The organism is Paenibacillus sp. S29 (assembly GCF_049319765.1).
Classification (GTDB): Bacteria; Bacillota; Bacilli; order Paenibacillales; family Paenibacillaceae; genus Paenibacillus; species Paenibacillus polymyxa_B.
In genome coordinates this window covers 283,133-301,900 of sequence record NZ_JBMOUI010000005.1, presented here as the reverse complement: position 1 = coordinate 301,900, position 18,768 = coordinate 283,133, and the positions used below count along the sequence as shown (strand labels likewise).

General features: G+C 51.4%; 10 protein-coding genes. 1 reads left to right on the top strand and 9 read right to left on the bottom strand.

The window, feature by feature from the left end:
* Window positions 1-134: 134 nt before the first annotated feature.
* The 5 genes from ACL9RM_RS11170 to ACL9RM_RS11150 all read right to left on the bottom strand — a co-directional run bounded on the left by ACL9RM_RS11170 (window position 135) and on the right by ACL9RM_RS11150 (window position 13,938).
* Entirely contained in the window at window positions 135-3,530 is a 3,396-nt protein-coding gene (locus tag ACL9RM_RS11170) for an AAA family ATPase (protein WP_414126311.1), read from the bottom strand.
* Window positions 3,527-4,711, bottom strand: a complete 1,185-nt coding sequence (locus ACL9RM_RS11165; protein ID WP_250268857.1) for an exonuclease SbcCD subunit D — start codon at window positions 4,709-4,711, stop codon at window positions 3,527-3,529. Before ACL9RM_RS11165 ends, ACL9RM_RS11170 begins: the two co-directional genes overlap by 4 nt.
* A gap of 28 nt (window positions 4,712-4,739) precedes the next feature.
* Window positions 4,740-8,759 carry a helicase-exonuclease AddAB subunit AddA gene (gene addA, locus ACL9RM_RS11160; protein WP_250268858.1) on the bottom strand — a complete coding sequence of 1,340 codons (4,020 nt, stop codon included), beginning with the start codon at window positions 8,757-8,759 and terminating at the stop codon, window positions 4,740-4,742.
* Complete coding sequence (addB, locus tag ACL9RM_RS11155) at window positions 8,756-12,322, bottom strand: helicase-exonuclease AddAB subunit AddB (RefSeq protein ID WP_414126312.1); 3,567 nt, start codon at window positions 12,320-12,322, stop codon at window positions 8,756-8,758. Before addB ends, addA begins: the two co-directional genes overlap by 4 nt.
* A gap of 236 nt (window positions 12,323-12,558) precedes the next feature.
* A complete protein-coding gene (locus ACL9RM_RS11150) occupies window positions 12,559-13,938 on the bottom strand; it encodes a class I SAM-dependent rRNA methyltransferase (RefSeq protein ID WP_039272290.1) in 1,380 nt (459 codons plus the stop codon).
* Window positions 13,939-14,226: 288 nt separating this feature from the next.
* On the opposite strand from ACL9RM_RS11150, the gene ACL9RM_RS11145 reads away from it, so the two are divergent.
* Window positions 14,227-15,249, top strand: coding sequence for a Na/Pi cotransporter family protein (locus ACL9RM_RS11145; protein WP_250268943.1), 1,023 nt, complete (start codon window positions 14,227-14,229; stop codon window positions 15,247-15,249).
* Here the strand turns inward: ACL9RM_RS11145 and ACL9RM_RS11140 are convergent.
* From ACL9RM_RS11140 to ACL9RM_RS11125, 4 genes are all read right to left on the bottom strand, one after another.
* A complete protein-coding gene (locus ACL9RM_RS11140) occupies window positions 15,239-15,673 on the bottom strand; it encodes an NUDIX hydrolase (RefSeq protein WP_013311157.1) in 435 nt (144 codons plus the stop codon). The genes ACL9RM_RS11145 and ACL9RM_RS11140 overlap by 11 nt on opposite strands.
* Window positions 15,674-15,777: 104 nt before the next feature.
* Window positions 15,778-17,121, bottom strand: coding sequence for a tRNA (N(6)-L-threonylcarbamoyladenosine(37)-C(2))-methylthiotransferase MtaB (gene mtaB, locus ACL9RM_RS11135; RefSeq protein ID WP_250260897.1), 1,344 nt, complete (start codon window positions 17,119-17,121; stop codon window positions 15,778-15,780).
* A 1-nt stretch (window position 17,122) separates the two neighbouring features.
* Complete coding sequence (locus tag ACL9RM_RS11130; protein ID WP_039272293.1) at window positions 17,123-17,887, bottom strand: 16S rRNA (uracil(1498)-N(3))-methyltransferase; 765 nt, start codon at window positions 17,885-17,887, stop codon at window positions 17,123-17,125.
* A 188-nt stretch (window positions 17,888-18,075) separates the two neighbouring features.
* Entirely contained in the window at window positions 18,076-18,768 is a 693-nt protein-coding gene (locus ACL9RM_RS11125) for a site-2 protease family protein (protein WP_250260896.1), read from the bottom strand.

The window sequence follows — 18,768 nt, the reverse complement described above, 5'->3', positions numbered from 1 at the left end:
CCTCTGAACGGACGTATGACGGGAAGATTTCTTCCGCAGCATACGTCCGCCGGGGTGCTGTATGATTAACTTGTCGGCTTGGCTGTATTATAACAATAGTTTGAAACTGTATCTGTGACCTGTATCACATTACTTCAAAAAGTTTCCATAACCACACGTGAGCCGCCTCCAGCCTGCTCTGCTGGAAGAACAACTAGCTTGCGCGGAAGACGGGCCCGTAGTTCAGGCACATGACTAATCACACCAACAGACAATTGATCGTGGTGCAGCTTTTCCAGTGAAGTGATCACTGTGTCAAGCAGCTCAGGGTCCAACGTTCCAAAGCCTTCATCCAGAAAGAAAAATTGCAGAGGGTATTGGCCCCGCAATTGAATTTGAGCCGACAGCGCAAGCGCAAGCGACAAGGAGGTCAGGAATGTTTCGCCACCGGACAAGGTCGATACTGGACGTTTGACCCCACCGTTGGCATCGTCACTAATAACAAAACCACCGCTGGAATCTACCTCTAGCGCGTAACGTTGCTTGGTCAGAAAACGCAGGCGGCGTGAAGCTGACTGGCTGACCTGCATGAGCTGCTCCTCGGCAATATATTCAACAAAGGCATTGCCACGAAAAACAGACTGGAGCTTGGACATTTTTTCCGCTTCGCTACGCAAATGTATACGATTGGACTCCAGCTTCATCCAGCGGACGTGTCGATGCTGCAAGTCCTCTAAATCACGCTCAGCCTTGGCGCGATTCTGAAGCGCCTCTTCGTCGCGTGTACGGCAATCACGTAGCTGTGCAGTAGCCGTTTCCCACTGTTCCTCTGTTACCGTTGCTCCATTCAGCTGCTCTTCGACATGTTTTAAGCGGGAAGACAGCTCTTTTTCCCGTTCTCGATGCAAACTCGCTTCACGCTCATAGCGTGCGGCTTCTTCCGGTCCCAGGCAGCATTCCATGACTTCTGCTTCCGTAGCGAAGGAGGAGGCTTCCAGACGGTTGCCCCAACGGGACTCTGCCATCTGACGGCTTTCTTCTGCTGAGTCGGAGGCCTGCCGGGCAATCAGTGAAGCATGAACGGCTTGCTGCTTGCGTTCTTCCGCTTCGATACGGCGGCGTGCCGCGGCTTCGGCTCCGTTTTTCAGCCCCAACAGTCGCGAGGACGCTTCTTCCAGCAATGAAGCCGCTTGGCCATCTCCAACCCATTTTCGGAGCTGTGCTAGCTTTTCACGAAGCGAATCATCTTTGCTTTGGAGCCCTGTACGACGGGCAATAATGATTTTGTCCTCCTCGATAATACTCTGCTGTATCTGTTGAACACGCGCCGCCTTTCCTTCGAGGAAGGTCACACTCGTCTCCAGCCGGGACCGCAGCTCTTCCGCACGCCCATCGCGCTCCTGCATGGCACGGTAACGCTCCGCAGCTTCGCTCGGAGCGACATCCGGCAGCTGCGCCGCCCATTCGGCGCGCAGCCCCTCGCTGCGCGTGGTGCATGCCTCGCGCTTGCTGCGTGCCTGCGTCAGCGCTGCAGCTGCTGCCTCCTGCTCGGCAGCAGCACGGATGCGCCGCTGCTGTCCGGCGGCGTCTGCCTCGCGTAGCTCCTGTGCCTCGGCAGGCAGTGCATGCGCACGTGCGGCTAGCTCTGCCGCAGTACGCTCCAGCGCCGTGCAGCGCTCCACCCAAGCGGCAATACCGCGCGGCTCTGCTGGCGCTGACGCAGGCGTGAAAGGCTCGCCCGTGGCGGCAGCGCCGCTGTCTGCGGTGGCGGGCTGCGCCAGCAAGCTGCGCTGCTCGTGCAACTGCTGGCGCAGTGTGAGGCGCAGCTCCTGCAAACCGAGTCGCAGGCGGTGCAGCTCATCTGGCGCAGCGGCATCCGCGCTATGCGCCGCGACGATGGCAGGCGCGGGGTGATGCAGCGAACCGCACACTGCGCACGGCTCGCCTTCGCGCAACTCGGCAGCGAGATGCTGTGCGAGACGCCCCAGCTCCTCGGCACGGAGCTCGTGGCGCAGTTGTTCTTCCTCGGAGGCCAGTGACGACATATCGGCGGTGATCTCTGCCTCCAACGTCAGCAATGCCTCAATGCCATCAGCTGCCTGTGCAGCAAGGGCAGAACGCCGTGCCTCTGTCTCCTGTGTCTCCTGGTCCGTCAGCTTTAAACGTTCGTCAGCTTGCGCAAGCCGTTTCTCCTGAGCGGTGTACTCCAGTTCAGCTTCACGCAATTGCTCATTCGCGATTTCCAGCTGTTGCAACCGTTGCACAGCCTCTTGCAGCATACGCCGCTCATCTGCCCGCACTTCATTTTGCTTTAGCTCTTGTTGAAGCTCCTGCTGTCGCTTCAAGCCTCGCGTCTGTAGCTCTTGTTCCTTTGCGAGTCCTTTTGCATGTTCAGCAAGGGTTTGTTCGCTTTGCATAAGCTCGGCCGCCAGACGTTCCCGTTCGGTCCGCAACGCTTCCGTATCACGCTCCAGTTGAAGCGCCTGCTCTAGTTGGTCGATTCGAAGCAATAGCTTCGGTTCTTCGGCACTGAGCGCTTGCCGAGCCTGCTCATCTGCTTGCGCAGACACAAGCGCAGCCTCTTGCGCGGTAGCAGCCAGGACTGCCACTTCTTCGGCAGTCTTTTGCCGTTTTTCCGCTTCAGCAATGGCTTCCTTCCAATCCGTCAGCGCAGGCAGCAATGCCTCGGCTGCAGATGCTTGTCGAAGCTTGCGCTCCAGCAAAGCAATGCCCGGCTCCTGTGCTGCCAACTGCTCCAGCTCGTTCGATCTTTGGCTGAGCTCGACGACCAGCTCACGGGTTTTGTTTAGTGCCTCCCATTCACGTGAGACACGCTCGAGCTCACGACGCGAAGCTTCTGCATTGGCAATCGCCTCTTTGAGACGCAACTCTACATGTTCAAGAGCTTCAGCACTGGCATCCCCCAGCCCTTGCTGCTCTGCCTCTAACGCTTTCAGTGCGGTATCGTTATCTTTCACACGACGGCTTAGCTTCTGTGCAAGTTGATCTCCGTACTTCTCCAAATGGAACAAACGCTGTAGCATCTGTCTGCGTTCACTGCCCTTTAAGGACAAGAATTCCGCAAACTTTCCCTGCGGCAATACGACAGCTCGTGTAAAATCGTCCATTTTCAGGCCGATATACTCCTCCACACAGCGCGTCACATCCTGCACCTTATCGGCAAGCACTTCCTCGCCATCCTCTGTTAACGCAATAAAACGGCTAAGCGTATTATTAACCGATACGCCTCCAGCACGTTTGAAACGTCGTTCTACACGGTAACGACGAGGTCCTTGAGCTGACATTAATTCAAACGTAAATGCAACAGACAATGTATCCTCAGCATGATTCATAATGCCTTGTGTACCATTCACTGCCCGCTCCACTTTACCGTACATAGCCAACGTAATGGCATCCAGCAGCGTTGATTTTCCACTACCCGTTGGGCCAAATATCCCGAACAGTCCAGTTTCGGTCAAATCGTCAAAGCGAATTTCCTGCGACTCCCGGTAGCTTTGCAACCCCGCCAATTTTAGAAGGATTGGTTTCATGCGTCATCCTCCTCAGCGTGGTCTCTTGCATCATCCTGTTCCACCAGTTCCAGAAACAACTGTACTAATCCGTCATCTGGCTGTGCTCCACCTGTCTGCCGCTGATAGAATGCCCGGAACAACTCATGCACTGGCAGTTCTGATCGTTGGTGATCCAGCTGTGCGGCAGCCATTTCTGGATACATGGGGCGAATATGAATGATGCCTTCACGGCTTTTGCGCAGCCGCTGAATATCTCCCATCGACATCGCTTCATCCAGCGTAATTTCCAGATCAATAAAGGCATCGGCATCCAATCCTTCGTCCAGCCAGCGATATACTTCCTCCAGACCTCCCCGTGCGCGCCACCTCACTAATGGGCGTCCACTGGTAATATACAGTTCCTCGATCTGAGCAGGCTTGCCAGCAACCACGTCAATTAACGTAACCGATTTGGCTTGTCCGGCTTCGGAAAAGCTATAAGCCAGCGGCGAGCCACTGTAACGCATCAGCCCGTCCCCCTTCACATATTGAGGACGATGCAAATGTCCTAGAGCCGTATACTGTGCCCCAATGCTCAAAGCAGACGGATCTACGGTATACGCCCCCCCGACCTGAATCGGACGTTCCGAATCCGACTCCAGCCCGCCGAGCACATAAATATGGCTCATCGACAAATTAACGGTGTCAGGCCGAAATGCTGTACCCAGTTGTGACATCAGCAAGCCCACACGGCGGCTGTATGCCTCGCGCAAGACTGTTTCATCCCCGTCTTCAGACAATAGCTCGTTCAGACGAGACTCGGATGGATATGGCAAGGCTGCAATGCATGCCATTTCACCCGTTCGCGGTGTACGAACGCGTACCGCTTCCCCATGGGGCAGTCCCAGCAACGTAATTCCACGCCCGCTCACCAGCGGTGTGACCGAGGATACCCTTTCCGGCTGATCATGATTGCCCGCAATGACGACGAGTGGTCTTCCTCCAGCCGTAAGACGGGCAGACGTTTCATAAAACAATTGCTCGGCTGCGGCCGAAGGATTGACTGAGTCGTATACGTCTCCAGCCATCATAATCAAATCGGCCTGCTGATCGTCAGCCATTTTCGCCAACTCTTCCAAAAACGCCTCCTGCTCCTTCAAACGGCTGCGTCCTTCCAACGTGCGGCCCAAATGCCAATCACCCGTATGCAAAATCCGCATGCTATTCCTCCTCTCCCTATCTATATAACTACAGCTGTACACTCTCTCCAGCTTCTAAAAAATACAGCCACTTCTCAGCAACCTTTTTGCTTGTAATCTCTTCGATCACACGGGCATACAGTTCCAATTGAAAACGATATTGGTCTGTTAAATGGGACAGTGTACGATATTCAGATATCCGATCTGTTTTATAATCTACCAGCACGAGTCCTTCGGGAGTTTCAAATAGACAGTCAATAATCCCGTTCATCAGCACTTTATCGCCGTCCTGTCCACCTTCCGAATCTGTTTCTTGTCCTGGTGACATTGATGGTAAGCTGTGGTTCCAGTAATCGGTTGCCCGCATGGTATAAGTAAACGGAAGCTCTCTTTGAACATGGGATGCCCCCAGCATTCTGCTACCCAGCTCACTAGTGAAAAAGCGTAATATTTTATCCGTATCTAGCGCCTTTGCATGAACATCCAGTAACATACGCTGATTGAGCAAACGAGCCTTGGTTTCCTCAATAACTTCGGCGCTCATCCCCCCATCTAATGGCAAATGCAGCATCAACGTATGATAGACTGTTCCTCGTTCCGTTGGAGTCAGTCGCTGATTCCCCATAAACTTAGGTCTGCGCAAGTGTAATTGACTTCCCCCAGTGTGAGAATCCTCCCGATCCTCCGGTGACTCTGCTTGTAGAGAGTTAGATAGATTCAGCCAATCGTCCGAACCCATTTCCTGCATTTCCAGCCATCTTTTCATCTCAGTAACCGATGTATTGGCTGCCGTCTTGCCAGCCCGTTCATACGGATAGATCCAGGAAAGAGCAGCTTCAATATCCGTTTCACTCTCTTCGTTCAAGTCGATTAGCTCCGCATTTCTCAGTGCTTCTGTCTTCTTTTGGCGCTCTTCGCCCGACACCTCTTCCTCATGATCTGAGTTCACACGAGAGCCGGAAAGTGTTTCCGAGGCGACGATTTTAAATAACCAGTCTGTTCCCGGCATATGTTCCAGCCTGTGATAGTACCCATCCTGATCGCCTGCCGCTTCCCTCAACAAAGTAGCAGAAGGATGCCGAATCAAAGCAGGACCTACCCAGTCCAGATAGCTGCGGCCTGCCGCCAGCATATAGTCTGGTAAGACCGTTTCCGTATGTTCTTTGGCACGTGCCCAACCCGCTGCGCGCGAAGCGAGGTCCTTCACGGTTCCGGTCATAATTAGCTTTTCACGCGGACGCGTAAGCGCCACGTATAACACCCGCATTTCCTCAGCCAATAGCTCCAGCTGTGAGCGTCGGCGGATCGCTAAATTAGGCAGCGTAGGGTAGCTGACACGATTTTGTTCCTCCACATATTTAGGACCAAACCCCAACTCCTTGTGCATAAGAAACGGCGCATTGAGGTCCTGCTGATTGAACATTTTTGCTGTCCCGGCAATAAACACGATAGGGAATTCAAGTCCTTTACTTTTATGAATGGTCATAACACGGACAGCCTGATCGGGTTCAGTCCCCCCGCTAATGGATCCTAAATCACCGCCTCGCTCCCGCAGACGGGAAATGAAGGTCAGAAATCGGAACAATCCTCGGTTGGACGTAGATGTCTCATACTGTCTCGCTCGGTCATAAAGCGCCCGCAAATTGCTTTGACGCTGTGAGCCGCCAGGCAGTCCACCGACCCAATCCAGATATCCTGTTTCCTCCAGCACATTCCAAATCAATACACTTAAGCTGCCTTGTCGGGCTTCCTGCCGCCAGGCTTCCAAATTACGCAAAAATGAACGTAGTCGGGAAGACAACGTATTCCCGTCATTTCTATTACCAAAGTCAGATGAAGATAAAGAGTCCTCAGGGAAAAGATCCAACTCCATGATGTCAGCTGAGATCCCTTTTTCGCTCTCTTCCAGTGGGTTAGCCTCAGCCGCCGCCAGCAATGCGTCATAAAATAATCCATCCGGCTTCTCCAACCGAATTTGTGCCAGTTCATCTTCGGTCAAGCCGACAATCGGCGAACGAAGCACGGATGCAAGCGGGATGTCCTGCTGCGGATTATCAATAATGTGCAGCAGAGACAACATTACCTCAACTTCCGTTGCTTTAAAAAAGCCTGTCGTCTGCTCCCCGGAAGCCGGAATGCCCTCAAGCCGCAGTTCCTCCACAATTAGGGGGGCCCACACGCTTGCCGAACGAAGCAAAATGACGATATCGCCGTAGACTGCCGGGCGCATCGCTTTTAATCCTCTGTCGTAAATCAGCAGTGGTTGTCCAGTATCTCCGGTCAGTTCTTTAATCCGTTGCGCGATCGCACGAGCCTCTAACTGTGCCGTTTCCAGCTCCGCAAGCTCAGCCAGCTCACTTTCCTGTAGAACAGATTCGTCCCCCGTTTCGGACAGCTCTGAAGCCTCGGAAAGACCCTGTCCACCCTTATCAACTAAGAGCATCTCAGGTGCGTATACAGATGCGGTGTCTTGATCCGACGGGTCGGGATAGGATGCGCCGTGTACCAGCCAGGCTCGTTCATCGTACTCAATTTCCGCCACATCCACACTCATAATCTGGCGGAACACCAAATTGACCGCATCGACAACTTCCTGCCGACTGCGGAAATTACGCGCCAGATCAACTAAAAAGCCATCTTCCTGCTCCTGCATGCCGTACCGTTGATACTTATTCAAAAACAGACCCGGCTCCGCCAGCCGAAACCGATAAATACTCTGTTTCACATCGCCCACCATAAAACGGTTACCTGGTTCCTCCCGTGATACCAGCCTAACGATATCTTCCTGTACGGTATTCGTATCCTGATACTCATCCAACAGCACCTCGTCAAATTGCGCCTTGTATTCGAGTGCAGCGTCGGAAGGTAGCAGCTTGTACGGAGTAGATTCGGGATGTCGTAATATTTTCAGACAATAATGTTCCAAATCCCCGAAATCCACCAACCCTTTTGACTGCTTGTGCTGTTGAAATCGTTCCCCGAATACAATCACGGTTTCTACCAACTCGTCCATCAGCGGAGCCGCGGCGTGCAGCTCCTCCCAATAGGCTTCTGCTCTCCTGCCAAACAGGGATGCCTTCATATCTGTAATCATTTTTTTGGCTGCTTCGCGCAACGTCTTAACCCGTTCCTGCAATGCAGGCTCAGTCTGATCTTTTTTGACCGGCTTGAGCTTACCGAAGGCAGCTGTCTGAAAATGATCATATAGAGATGCCCACGGCTGTGTCTCCAGCTCTTGCAGCAATCCCTTCACCATCGTCGCATCCTCTTGCAGCGTCACGGCATAAGGTGCAGGACCGCCGGGCTGCATAGCTGTTTCATGCGCCTGTTCCAGCAAGCTCGCTGCTCCGCGCAAAGAAAGTACGGCATCCGCCAAAATGCTGCGAACCCAGGGAGTCTCTCCCAAAGCGGCTACATCCTGTACACGAAATGCTGCCGCTGTCTCCCGCAGCCAATGTTCTGGCCAAGGATGACTTTGAGAAAAATCATACAACCGCTGAACAAGCACGTACATTGCATCATCGGTGCGTTCTCCACTAAACCAGTCGACCAGTCTGCGGAATGTACTACCTTCATCATGAGCCTCATATTTCTCCTCAAACAGTTCTTCTAGAAGCTCCTGACGCAGCAATTCTGTCTCATGCTCATTCATAATCCGAAAACCAGGATCAAGAGGAATGGCCTGATAATGCCTGCGGATGACCTCCATACAAAATGAGTGAAGCGTTGTAATCGAGGCCCGATTCAGCAACGACAGCTGGCGGCGTACATGATCACTTTCCGGTTCCTGTTCCAACACACGTTCCAACGCTTCGCGTATCCGTTGACGCATTTCGGCGGCTGCAGCCTTCGTAAAGGTTGCTACCAGCAACCGATCCACGCTGAAGCCAAGCTGGGGATCGACAATTTTACGAATAATACGCTCTACGAGCACCGCTGTTTTACCAGACCCTGCCGCTGCCGCGACCAGCATGTTGTTACCCGATTCCGAAATGGCACGCCACTGGTCATCGCTCCACATACTGCCTTCCGGCTTCGGCATGTCTTTAGTGTTTGACGTGCCTATCATTGGTCCATTCCTCCTTTCCCTTCCTGTGTATGACCCAACAGATTCCAGATTTGATCCTTACCGGGTTTACCCCATTGATTGTAGCCACTGCCCTCCAGACTGTCGTCAAATTGACAAACAGGCTTAAAAGAACAGAAGGTACAAGCCGTCTCTTGCTGGATTCGATAAGGTTCAATGGCCACATCGCCCTCTGTCATCCGTGTGCCAATCGTCCGAATATTATTACGCACCGAGGCTAACAAGCTGTCCCACTGTTCCGGCGAAGCAACCGAAGCACTGCTATAAAAACTGCCGTCTGCTTTCACCGCAACAGGTAAAATAGAGGAATATCCTTTGTCCAATGCTGTATCCATTTGTCCAACTACATCCCGATCTGCAAGCAATAATCCTTTCATCTTAAAACGTTTCAAAAGCTCCTGACGGGCCTGTTCTGCGCTAAGACCGTTAGGCGACTGCAACATCGGATTGTGGACGTGAAAATACAGGGTACCCGCTGGATAAGCTGTCTCGCCCAACCATTCCTCCGCCGCATTCAGCAGCACATCCAGGTAGGTGAGCATTTGCAAGGACAGGCCATAGTACACTTCATGCAGCTTGAGATCCTTTTGGCTAGATTTGTAATCGATGACACGCAAAAGTAACCCCTTTTCTCCCTCTGCCACATCTACACGGTCAATCCGTCCAACAATTTCCATCACAACGCCGTTATCTAACCGGAAGCTTAACGGAGGAAGCTGCTGACCCGGTCCAAAGTCCAACTCCAGCCCAATCGGCTCAAAACTACCTCTTCGCGCATGTTCACCTAAGATCAACGAAGCACGGCTCACGATGTCTTTCAATTTGCGTAAAATGTAGCCATACCGCTTGGAACTCATTAAAATCTCGCCTTGCAGACGAGGAGCCAAACGCTCCACTGTACTTTCCGCCTCTTGTCGGCATTCCTCGGTGCTGAGACTGCCCCAGCTGACATTGCGTTTACGCAGATTGATCGCCATCTCTCCAAGCGCTGCATGGAATAATTGTCCGATATCCGGGGCCTTCAGGCGATACATTTGACGTTCCTTCAAACGAAGACCATGAGAGGCAAAGTGCGAAAATGGACATGCCACAAAACGTTCCATACGAGATACGCTGGTACGCAGCTTGCTACCGTACAGACGGCGGCTCGTTTCCTTCTGCATTTCGGCATGGTTCTCATAAAAAAGTGAGGTTAACAGCTGACGCAGCTTGTCCTTCTCACGCCCTTGCTGGCTTGCATACCAGTTATATACCTCCCACCAAGGAGATAAAATGTCACCGCCACGTCGCCAATGCCGTAATTGCCCAATGAGCTGCGGCAAAGCCTCGGACGGATGAGAAGCATACTCCCATTGCGTCGTCCAAGCATCCCCAGGCAAAGGGTATCCAGCCAACGGACGTTCGTCCAGACTAGGAAACAGGTGCCGCACATGTCGTACTAACTCAGACGGCAACAACGACTTGCCTTCTTCATCAGTCACCGCATAGCTCATCCACAGGCTTTTACCGGCTGAGGTAAGGGCCGTATAAGCGAGAAAACGTTCGTCCAACAGACGTCTTGTCATATCCGGCGCCAGCTCCACGCCTCGTTCGTTTAATGCCGTACGCTCCTGCTCATTCAGCACACCGTCCTCATGGAACACAGCCGGCATCACACCTTCGTTCATACCTAGCACAAAGGCATGTTGAATACCGGATACACGCGTACGGTCCGTGTTTCCGACTAGAACCTGATCCAGAGCCGGCGGAACAAGTCCCATACGGAACTCGGCCAATCCCGTTTCCAGCACACCCGCAAACAAAGAGGTATCCAGCCTCTCATCACCCATCATTTCGACGATTTGATCCAGTAGTTCAAGCACTGCATCCCATACCTGACGATGCTCCTTCGCCTGCTCAGGTTTTCCTGCTTCCTCTGCCTGATGAATAAAGGCGTCCAGCTTGTGGCCGATTTCTGCATCTTCCAGTAACAGATATACCGCTTCACACTTCTCAAGTGCAGTTCGTGCCTTGCCCACACGTTTCTCAAACGCACGTAAAGGCGTCACGATCACATCCCGGCACAGCTCCATCAAATCCAACGTTTCATCCCGCCTACGGTTCCGTTCTTGCTCCTCCAGCTCCAGTGACAAGCTGGGCACAGCCTGCCACGGCCGACCATCTGTCCAACGGCTGCCTTGTATTCCGCAGGCCAGAACATAGTTTTCCAAACGGTCCATCTCCTCGCGGCTCACCCGACCGTCCAGCGGCAGTAGAAGGTCTGTTTTGACCGCACGGAATACATCCTCATATCGCCAACGCCGCTGCACGATATCCAGCGAAGCCCGAATTAATTCCACCAAAGGATGATGTAATACACTTCTTCGCTGATCCAGAAATACTGGAACCTCATACTGTTTAAATATCGGTTCCACCCATGGCTCATAATCTTCAATATGACGTACAAACAGAGCCATCTCCCGGTAACGCGCGCCTTCATCTCGGGCCAGACGGCGCATTTCGCGTACAGCCCCTTCCAGCTCTGCACGGCGATTCGCCGCAGTGTACAGTTTTATGCCCTCCGGCTGTTCTTCTGTCCAATGCTCTCGTAGCTGCTGCAGCCGCATTCGTTGTTCCTGATTCCGTAACCCTGTACGATGTTCAAAGTTAGCCTCCAAATACGCCAACGCTGAACGCTCCTTAAATCTCGGCAGCGGATCAGGGCGCAGTAATTGTGTCTGCGTCTCTATCATCAGCTCGTCTGCCATTCCTTTGAGCTTTACATACGTAGCCGCTGAGGGATGAAACAAATCCAACTCATGCGGAAGCTGTCCGCTCTCGTAGCTGCGGTTGCAAGTCAGCGCCACCGTCAACGAAGAGGCATGCAGCATAAGTTGCTCCACCACCTTATATTCATGTGGTGTAAACCTACGGTAGCCATCCATCCAAATGTCTGCTCCACGCACAAGGGAAGACTCCGCAATCTGTTCTGCCAGCATGCGCAGCGTATCTTCACCGTCAATATATTTAAGCGTCAGCTCTCGTTCAAAATCCTCATAGATTAGACTGATATCTTTGAGCTTGCCGCGCAAAATCGGAGTTGACTCTCCCACAGCGTTCATTCGCTCCAGTTGCTCGGGTACAGACCGAGTATCATTTCCATACTGCTTTAGCTCCGTAAACAATGTATTCAACCGATCCACAAAGCCGAGCTGGTCTCCCGAATCCTTAAACAAGCTCAGTTCATCCTTGCGACGACGAATAATTTTATATAAAAGCATCTTCTTGCCTTCTTCCGTTACAGGCACCAGTGCTGAACCCCCGGTTTCCTGCATAACTAAATAGGCAAGACGATGAAATCCCATCACTTGGGCGCGCACCGACCCCTGAATACCGTTTCCGGCTTCTGTAAGTAACGCATGCTCGGAAGCAAATGACGATTGCTCCGGTACAAGTAACAGCATAGGCTTACCTAGCGGCTCCTCGCGTAACATAGACGTCATTTCATTGCGGATTAACGTACTTTTACCACTGCCAGAGCGGCCAATCAACAAGCGGACCGACATGATGCGGCCTCCTTTCCAACGAACAACATTCTATTAAACAGTATAGCATATCAGGCAAGGGAGAAAAGAACGTACGTTTGCCATGTTGTAGCAATTCATCCTCCCCCTAAAAATAAATCAGTCCCGCAGGTTGGCTTGGTGCATGCCTTCTCTACAGGACTGATTTATACCTAAAATGAGTCTATTTTACCTATTTAATCACCAAAAAGGCGATTGACTTTGACTTTGTATGACACCTAAAGCTGTGTCCGGCTGCGCACCTCAAAGATGGCGAATTTCAAGTAATGGCCTTCCTCCACACCCAAAATTTGAGGATGGTCCTTACCAGCCGCTCTCCAGTCTACCAGACGAAGGATTTTGCCGGCATCTGCCGCCGCTTCCTTAATAGTGTCCAAAAACAGCTCTGGCCGCATATGGAACGAACAGCTCGCTGTCACCAGATAGCCGCCCTCATTGACAAGCTTCATCCCATGCAGGTTGATATCTTTATACCCACGTGTAGCTCCTTTGACAGCGTTCTTCGTTTTGGCAAAGGCTGGCGGATCGAGAATGACCACATCAAAGGTGCGTCCGCCACCTGCTGTCAGCGGCTTGGATGTATCTCCTTTGCCCCCGGCTCGTGCATTGCGTTCCTCTACACCTTTCACTTGATTGCGCAAATATTGAAAAGCATCGTCGACGACAAACTCGACGCGTTCCTCAAAACCGTTCAGCTTGACATTATCCCGCGCACTTTCAATCGCATGCTCAGAAATATCAAGACATGTTACTTTTTTAGCACCATGTTTACATGCATTGAGCGTAAAGCTTCCCGTATGTGAAAAACATTCCAATACGGTTGCGCCATCCCAGAATGGGAATTCAACAACCTTACCACTTTTATTCACTGGCTTCAAGACCGTTGTGCCCGCATCTCCTGAGTCTGCAGCTACTTCTTGTAGCGTAATTCCACTACGTACTCCCCAACCTGTCATCATCGGTGCTATGGCAGCACGATTTTCACGCTGGTCAAAGAAATAACCCGTCTTCTGGCCCTCTACGATATCAACCTTGATGTGCAGGCCATTTTCCGTAACCACCACATGACGCGGGCAATCACCGTACAAAGGACCCTTCGTTTGTTCCAATCCTTCCAGCTCACGGATGGATACATCACTTCTCTCATATATACCAACAGGACCCACTACTTCAACGAGCGCATCCCTGATTTCTTCCCTGCGCCGATCCATGCCAAGCGTTAACAACTGCACGACTAACACATCACCAAATCGATCTACAATCAGTCCAGGCAAAAAATCAGCCTCGCCGTACACCAACCGATAAGCGTTTCCTCCGGTCACAAAACGTTCGCGGTGCTCCAGACATTTGCGAAAGCGTTGGGCAAAAAAGTTTTGATCCATTGCTTCCAGCGGCTCGTAGGACATCACACGTACTGTAATTTGTGAAGCCGGATTATAGTAACCTGTCGCCAAATAACGTCCCTGATGGTTAACGATGCTGACCAAATCGCCTGCCTCTGGGTCACCCTCAATCTTGGCTATTTCGTTTTTAAACACCCAAGGGTGTGCGTGCTCCAGCCTTTTTTTACGGCTGCGTTCTAATATTACTGAAGGCAAAATCCTTCACTCCCATTCTTGAATTACTCAAAGTGTTAAAACGTTGTTCGATAGGGGCGCGGCTCCGCGGATCATTTGATCTTACGATCGCTCTCGCTTCTCCAGATTCAAATGATCCGCTTCGCTACTGCCCGCCTGTATATCGACGTCACGCTTTTAAAGCTTGTGAAGATACTACAAAAATTATCGTTCTATAAAAAAACAGCTCGGCCATGCTTGTCATGGCTGTCCCCGACAGATCATAGGCTGTTACATAAGTATTTTCACCTAGAAAAGGGGGCTATGCCCGTGTTTATACATGTTATACTCCCGCTGTGCGGTGGGCTGTTTATTTTTTTGGGCGGGATGAAGCTGATGGAAGCAGCCCTCCGGCATTTGGCCGGCCCCTTCCTCACCCGCTGGTTGAACCGTGCCACCGTTTCCCCTTGGCGGGGCATGCTGTTCAGCTCAGGCATTACCGCCCTGCTACAAAGCAGCACCGCCGTAACGGTGCTGACGATCGGACTGGTCAACGCCGGGCTGTTGACCTACGGCCGCACGCTCGGCATCATTCTCGGCACCAATATCGGCACCTGCCTGACCACCGAGCTGATGGGGCTCCAGCTCGGCAAGCTGGCTGTTCCGCTGCTCTGCGGCTCACTGCTCTGCTGGAGCACTGCCGTCCTGTGGAGTGAAGCTGTCCCCAGCCGCCAGTATGTGTCTGCCGGAGCTTCATCCGGCTCCAATGGGCTCAGCCGTTCGCAGGCTGTACAATATATCAGCCTCGTCTTTGCTGGATTTTCGCTGATTCTGGCGGGTATTCGCGTGATGCAGTCGGTCGGACCCTGGATTGAGCAGGCCGGACTATTCCGTTGGTTTCTTGATCACGCTGCAGCCAACATGTGGTGGGCCTTCGCTGCTGGAGCCTGCCTGACCGCGCTGGTTCACAGTAGCGCAGCCGTCATTGGCATGGCGATTAGCCTTGCCGCTGCTGGAGCCTTGCCAGCCGATGTGGGGATCGCCATCGTCATCGGCTCCAATGTAGGCACCTGCGTAACCGCCCTGATTGCCGCTGTTGGCGGCAGCGTGTCCGGCAAATTTGTAGCCTGGTCCCACGTGCTGCTGAACGTCGGCGGAGCCTTGCTCTTTATGCCGTTGATCCCTGGTCTGGAGATGGCGGCTGCCTGGATATCTACCGAGCCCGGAGCCAAGGTAGCCCATGCCCAAACTCTGTTTAACGTTATTAGCTCTCTGCTGGTCTTGCCTCTCTGCTATCTACCTGTGTGGACGCGTTTAGAGGATCGTATATCTCCCCACAGAATCAAACATTAATTCCTAGCATGGACAGCGCCTTGCTTAAAATGACATCATTATTGTCATATCCACCCTGGCGCTGGAGACGCCATGCTTCCTCAGGCGTATGCCACGCAACTCCTTTAATTTCTTCGATCTGTGCCTGTAAATCCCCATCCAGTGCCTCTACGAGATAATAGTGTACTTCTTTATCTACTTCCCCAAATTCTGGATGCTGATACGTATAAGCAATCATATCTACATGCTGGATAATCCGCCCGTTCAACCCTGTTTCCTCGCGAATTTCACGTAAAGCCGTCTGTTCGATTGTTTCTCCCAACTCCATTTTCCCTTTAGCCAAGGATACCTTGCCATATCGGTCAGTAATGAGCTGAATTTCAAGCTGCTCCCCCTGTTTGCGAAACACAACGCCGCCTGCGGAAATTTCCTTTTTTGCTGCCATCCTGTAATCTCCCTTCCTTGCGCAACAAGGATTCCGTCCTCTCTGTAAGGAAAGGCGAAATCCTTGTTTGCCATCTCTATTGCCTGTTCAGACTTTTTTTGTTCTTACAGAGCTGTTTGCAGCCCATTCTCTAGTACGCGGACCAATTGGCCTTCACTTTCATTAATGCCTGCCTTCGTCAGCTTCACGCGGCATACCTTGCCAACCAGATCCTCAGTACCTTCAAACGCCAGTTGAATATAATTGTCACTATATCCATGGAGTATGCCGCTATCTTCGGTCCCTTTCGGCGCAACTTCCGGAATGACCTCCAGCACCTGACCTACAAACTTCTCAGCATACGCCAGTTGCATTTGCTCTGACAGTTGTATCAGCTCATGCACTCGTGCATTTTTCACGTCTTCGTCCACCTGATCCTCCATACGCGCCGCAGGAGTTCCACTGCGCTTGGAGTACGGGAACACGTGCATTTCCGAAAAACCGATTTTTTTCATCAGCTCATAGCCATTGCGGAACATTTCATCCGTCTCCCCAGGGAAGCCGACAATCACGTCCGTTGTAATCGCTACATCTGGCATTGCTTTGCGAATCATAAGCATTTTGTTATAAAACTCTTCTGTCGTGTACTTGCGACGCATCCGTTTCAATACAGTGTCATCCCCCGCCTGAAGCGGTATGTGAAAATGACGAACCAGCTTGGTGGAACGGTTCAGCACATCAAGCATTTTTTCATCAATCTGGCTGGCTTCAATCGAACTGATACGGATACGCTCCAGCCCTTCCACCTTCTCCAGATCCCACAGCAGATCAGATAGGTCATAATTATCCATGTCATCACCATAACCACCAGTGTGGATACCTGTGAGCACAATTTCCTTGTAGCCTGCGTGTACCAGTTGACGTGCCTGTGTAATAATGCTCGCAGCGTCACGACTGCGGGATAGACCCCGCGACCACGGAATGATGCAGAAGGTACAGAAGTTATTGCACCCATCCTGAATTTTCAAAAAGGCCCGAGTATGATTAGCAAAATCAGGCACATCCATTTCCTCAAATACACGCGTTTTCATAATATTGCGCACGGCGTTCACCGGTTGACGCGTCCCTTGAATTTCCTGCACGAACGGAATGATTTTGTCCCGATCCTGAGTCCCGATAACGAGATCAACACCAGGAATATCCATAATTTCGGCAGGAGAAGTTTGGGCGTAACAGCCCGTCACTGCCACAATGGCATCTGGATTCCGGCGAATCGCGCGGCGAATAATCTGACGACTCTTTTTATCGCCGGTATTCGTAACGGTACATGTATTAATAAGATAGACATCAGCAGTCTGCTCATCAAAGTCCACCTGTTCATAACCTTCATTTTTAAACAGCTGCCAGATCGCTTCTGTATCATAAAAGTTTACTTTACAGCCCAATGTGTAAAATGCCACTGACGGCATATTAAACCCCTCCCATTTCTCCTGTCTCATATAAAATGCATGCCAATGCAGCCATTCCTGCGGTCTCAGCACGTAAAATACGTCTTCCCAGTCCTGTAGACTGGGCTCCAGCCTGCTCGGCCTCCAGACTTTCCGCTTCAGTAAAGCCGCCTTCCGGGCCTACCACCAGCAGAACACGCGGCATGTCCGTCGACGCCCATTGTCCTGCCAAAGGCTGGATTACATCCCGTAGCTGTTTACCCTGCTCTTTTTCATAACAATAACATATCAAATCATACCCAGCAAAAGAAGCCAGAAGTTCTTTCCACGTCATGGGCGCGCTAATTTCTGGAATCCGGTTACGGTGGCTTTGTTCAGCCGCTTCCTTCACAATCTTGCGCCAACGCTCCAGTCGCTTGCCTTCTTTTTTGGCATCATACTGCACGACCGTGCGCTCGGACAAAAACGGTACAAACCCGGTTGCTCCGATTTCTGTACATTTTTGCATCACCGTCTCCATCTTGTCTCCTTTAGGAAGACTCTGAGCGATGGTGACCTGCACATGTGGTTCAGAGGTCATCTTCAGCGGCTCAATAATCGTCGCCGTAATATGATCCTGCTCAATCGTATCCAAAGCAACCAGCGCTTCTTTAGATACCCCGTCACTAACTATAATTTTGTCACCACTACGGCCCCGCATGACTTTGGCGATATGCCGCGCGTCCTCACCCGCGACAATCACGTGATCTTCTAGAAATTGCTCTGCCGGAATAAAATAACGCTGCATTCTCTCTCACACCTATTCCTGGATTTTGCAAAATACTCATTCTAAAAATAACTGTTATCCACTAACGTTCCGTACAAAATCCGAATAAATCACCAAGCAACATCATATCATCTTTTGCGCCTGTATGACCAGTCTGTTCCCTCTTCTATTCAGGTTATACCTACCTATTCTCGTAAAAAAAGGAGCCCTTAGGCTCCAAACAATCCAGTGATATAAAAAGAGAACTGCAAAAACTGTATATAAATCATCTGGGCCAGCGTGTAAAGAGGTTCAATCGTTATAGCTCGAACCTGCGGAATGACCAGGATAAGCAGAAAAATAAAGATCGACCACTGTTCAAACTGCTGGAGTTTGCGGCGTACAGGAGTGGGGGCCACATCTTCCACAATCCGGTATCCATCCAGAGGAGGCAGTGGGATCAAATTAAAGATAAACAAAAACAGATTTAAATTGATCAGTGCATTGATAAACAAATAGATTGCCTGAGCCACCCGCTGGTTCTCCATCCCCGGCAATACTTGAAAATGAAGGAGCACGGCATAGATCAAAGTAGTAACAAATGCAAGCAGCAAATTGCTCAGCGGACCCGCAGCCGATACGATAATGCCCATGAGGCGCGGACGGCTAAAATTATCACGATTAACCGGAACTGGCTTGGCCCAGCCAAAGCCTCCGATTAACAGCAGCAGCGTACCCAGCAGGTCAATATGCACTGCCGGATTTAAAGTCACGCGCCCAAGTAGCTTGGCCGTAGGGTCACCAAATTTATTGGCATAATACGCATGTGCAAACTCATGAACCGTGAACGATATGATCACAGCCAGTAAATAAAAGGGAAGAACATTTAAATTTACACGAAAAATATTTTGTAAAAAATCCAT

Excerpts from the sequence above, each read along its gene's own strand:
- ACL9RM_RS11125 (WP_250260896.1), bottom strand. The coding sequence starts at position 18,768 with ATGGATTTTTTACAAAATATTTTTCGTGTAAATTTAAATGTTCTTCCC.
- ACL9RM_RS11170 (WP_414126311.1), bottom strand. The coding sequence starts at position 3,530 with ATGAAACCAATCCTTCTAAAATTGGCGGGGTTGCAAAGCTACCGGGAG.
- ACL9RM_RS11130 (WP_039272293.1), bottom strand. The coding sequence starts at position 17,887 with ATGCAGCGTTATTTTATTCCGGCAGAGCAATTTCTAGAAGATCACGTG.
- mtaB (WP_250260897.1), bottom strand. The coding sequence starts at position 17,121 with ATGCCGTCAGTGGCATTTTACACATTGGGCTGTAAAGTAAACTTTTAT.
- addB (WP_414126312.1), bottom strand. The coding sequence starts at position 12,322 with ATGTCGGTCCGCTTGTTGATTGGCCGCTCTGGCAGTGGTAAAAGTACG.
- addA (WP_250268858.1), bottom strand. The coding sequence starts at position 8,759 with ATGATAGGCACGTCAAACACTAAAGACATGCCGAAGCCGGAAGGCAGT.
- ACL9RM_RS11165 (WP_250268857.1), bottom strand. The coding sequence starts at position 4,711 with ATGCGGATTTTGCATACGGGTGATTGGCATTTGGGCCGCACGTTGGAA.
- ACL9RM_RS11140 (WP_013311157.1), bottom strand. The coding sequence starts at position 15,673 with ATGGCAGCAAAAAAGGAAATTTCCGCAGGCGGCGTTGTGTTTCGCAAA.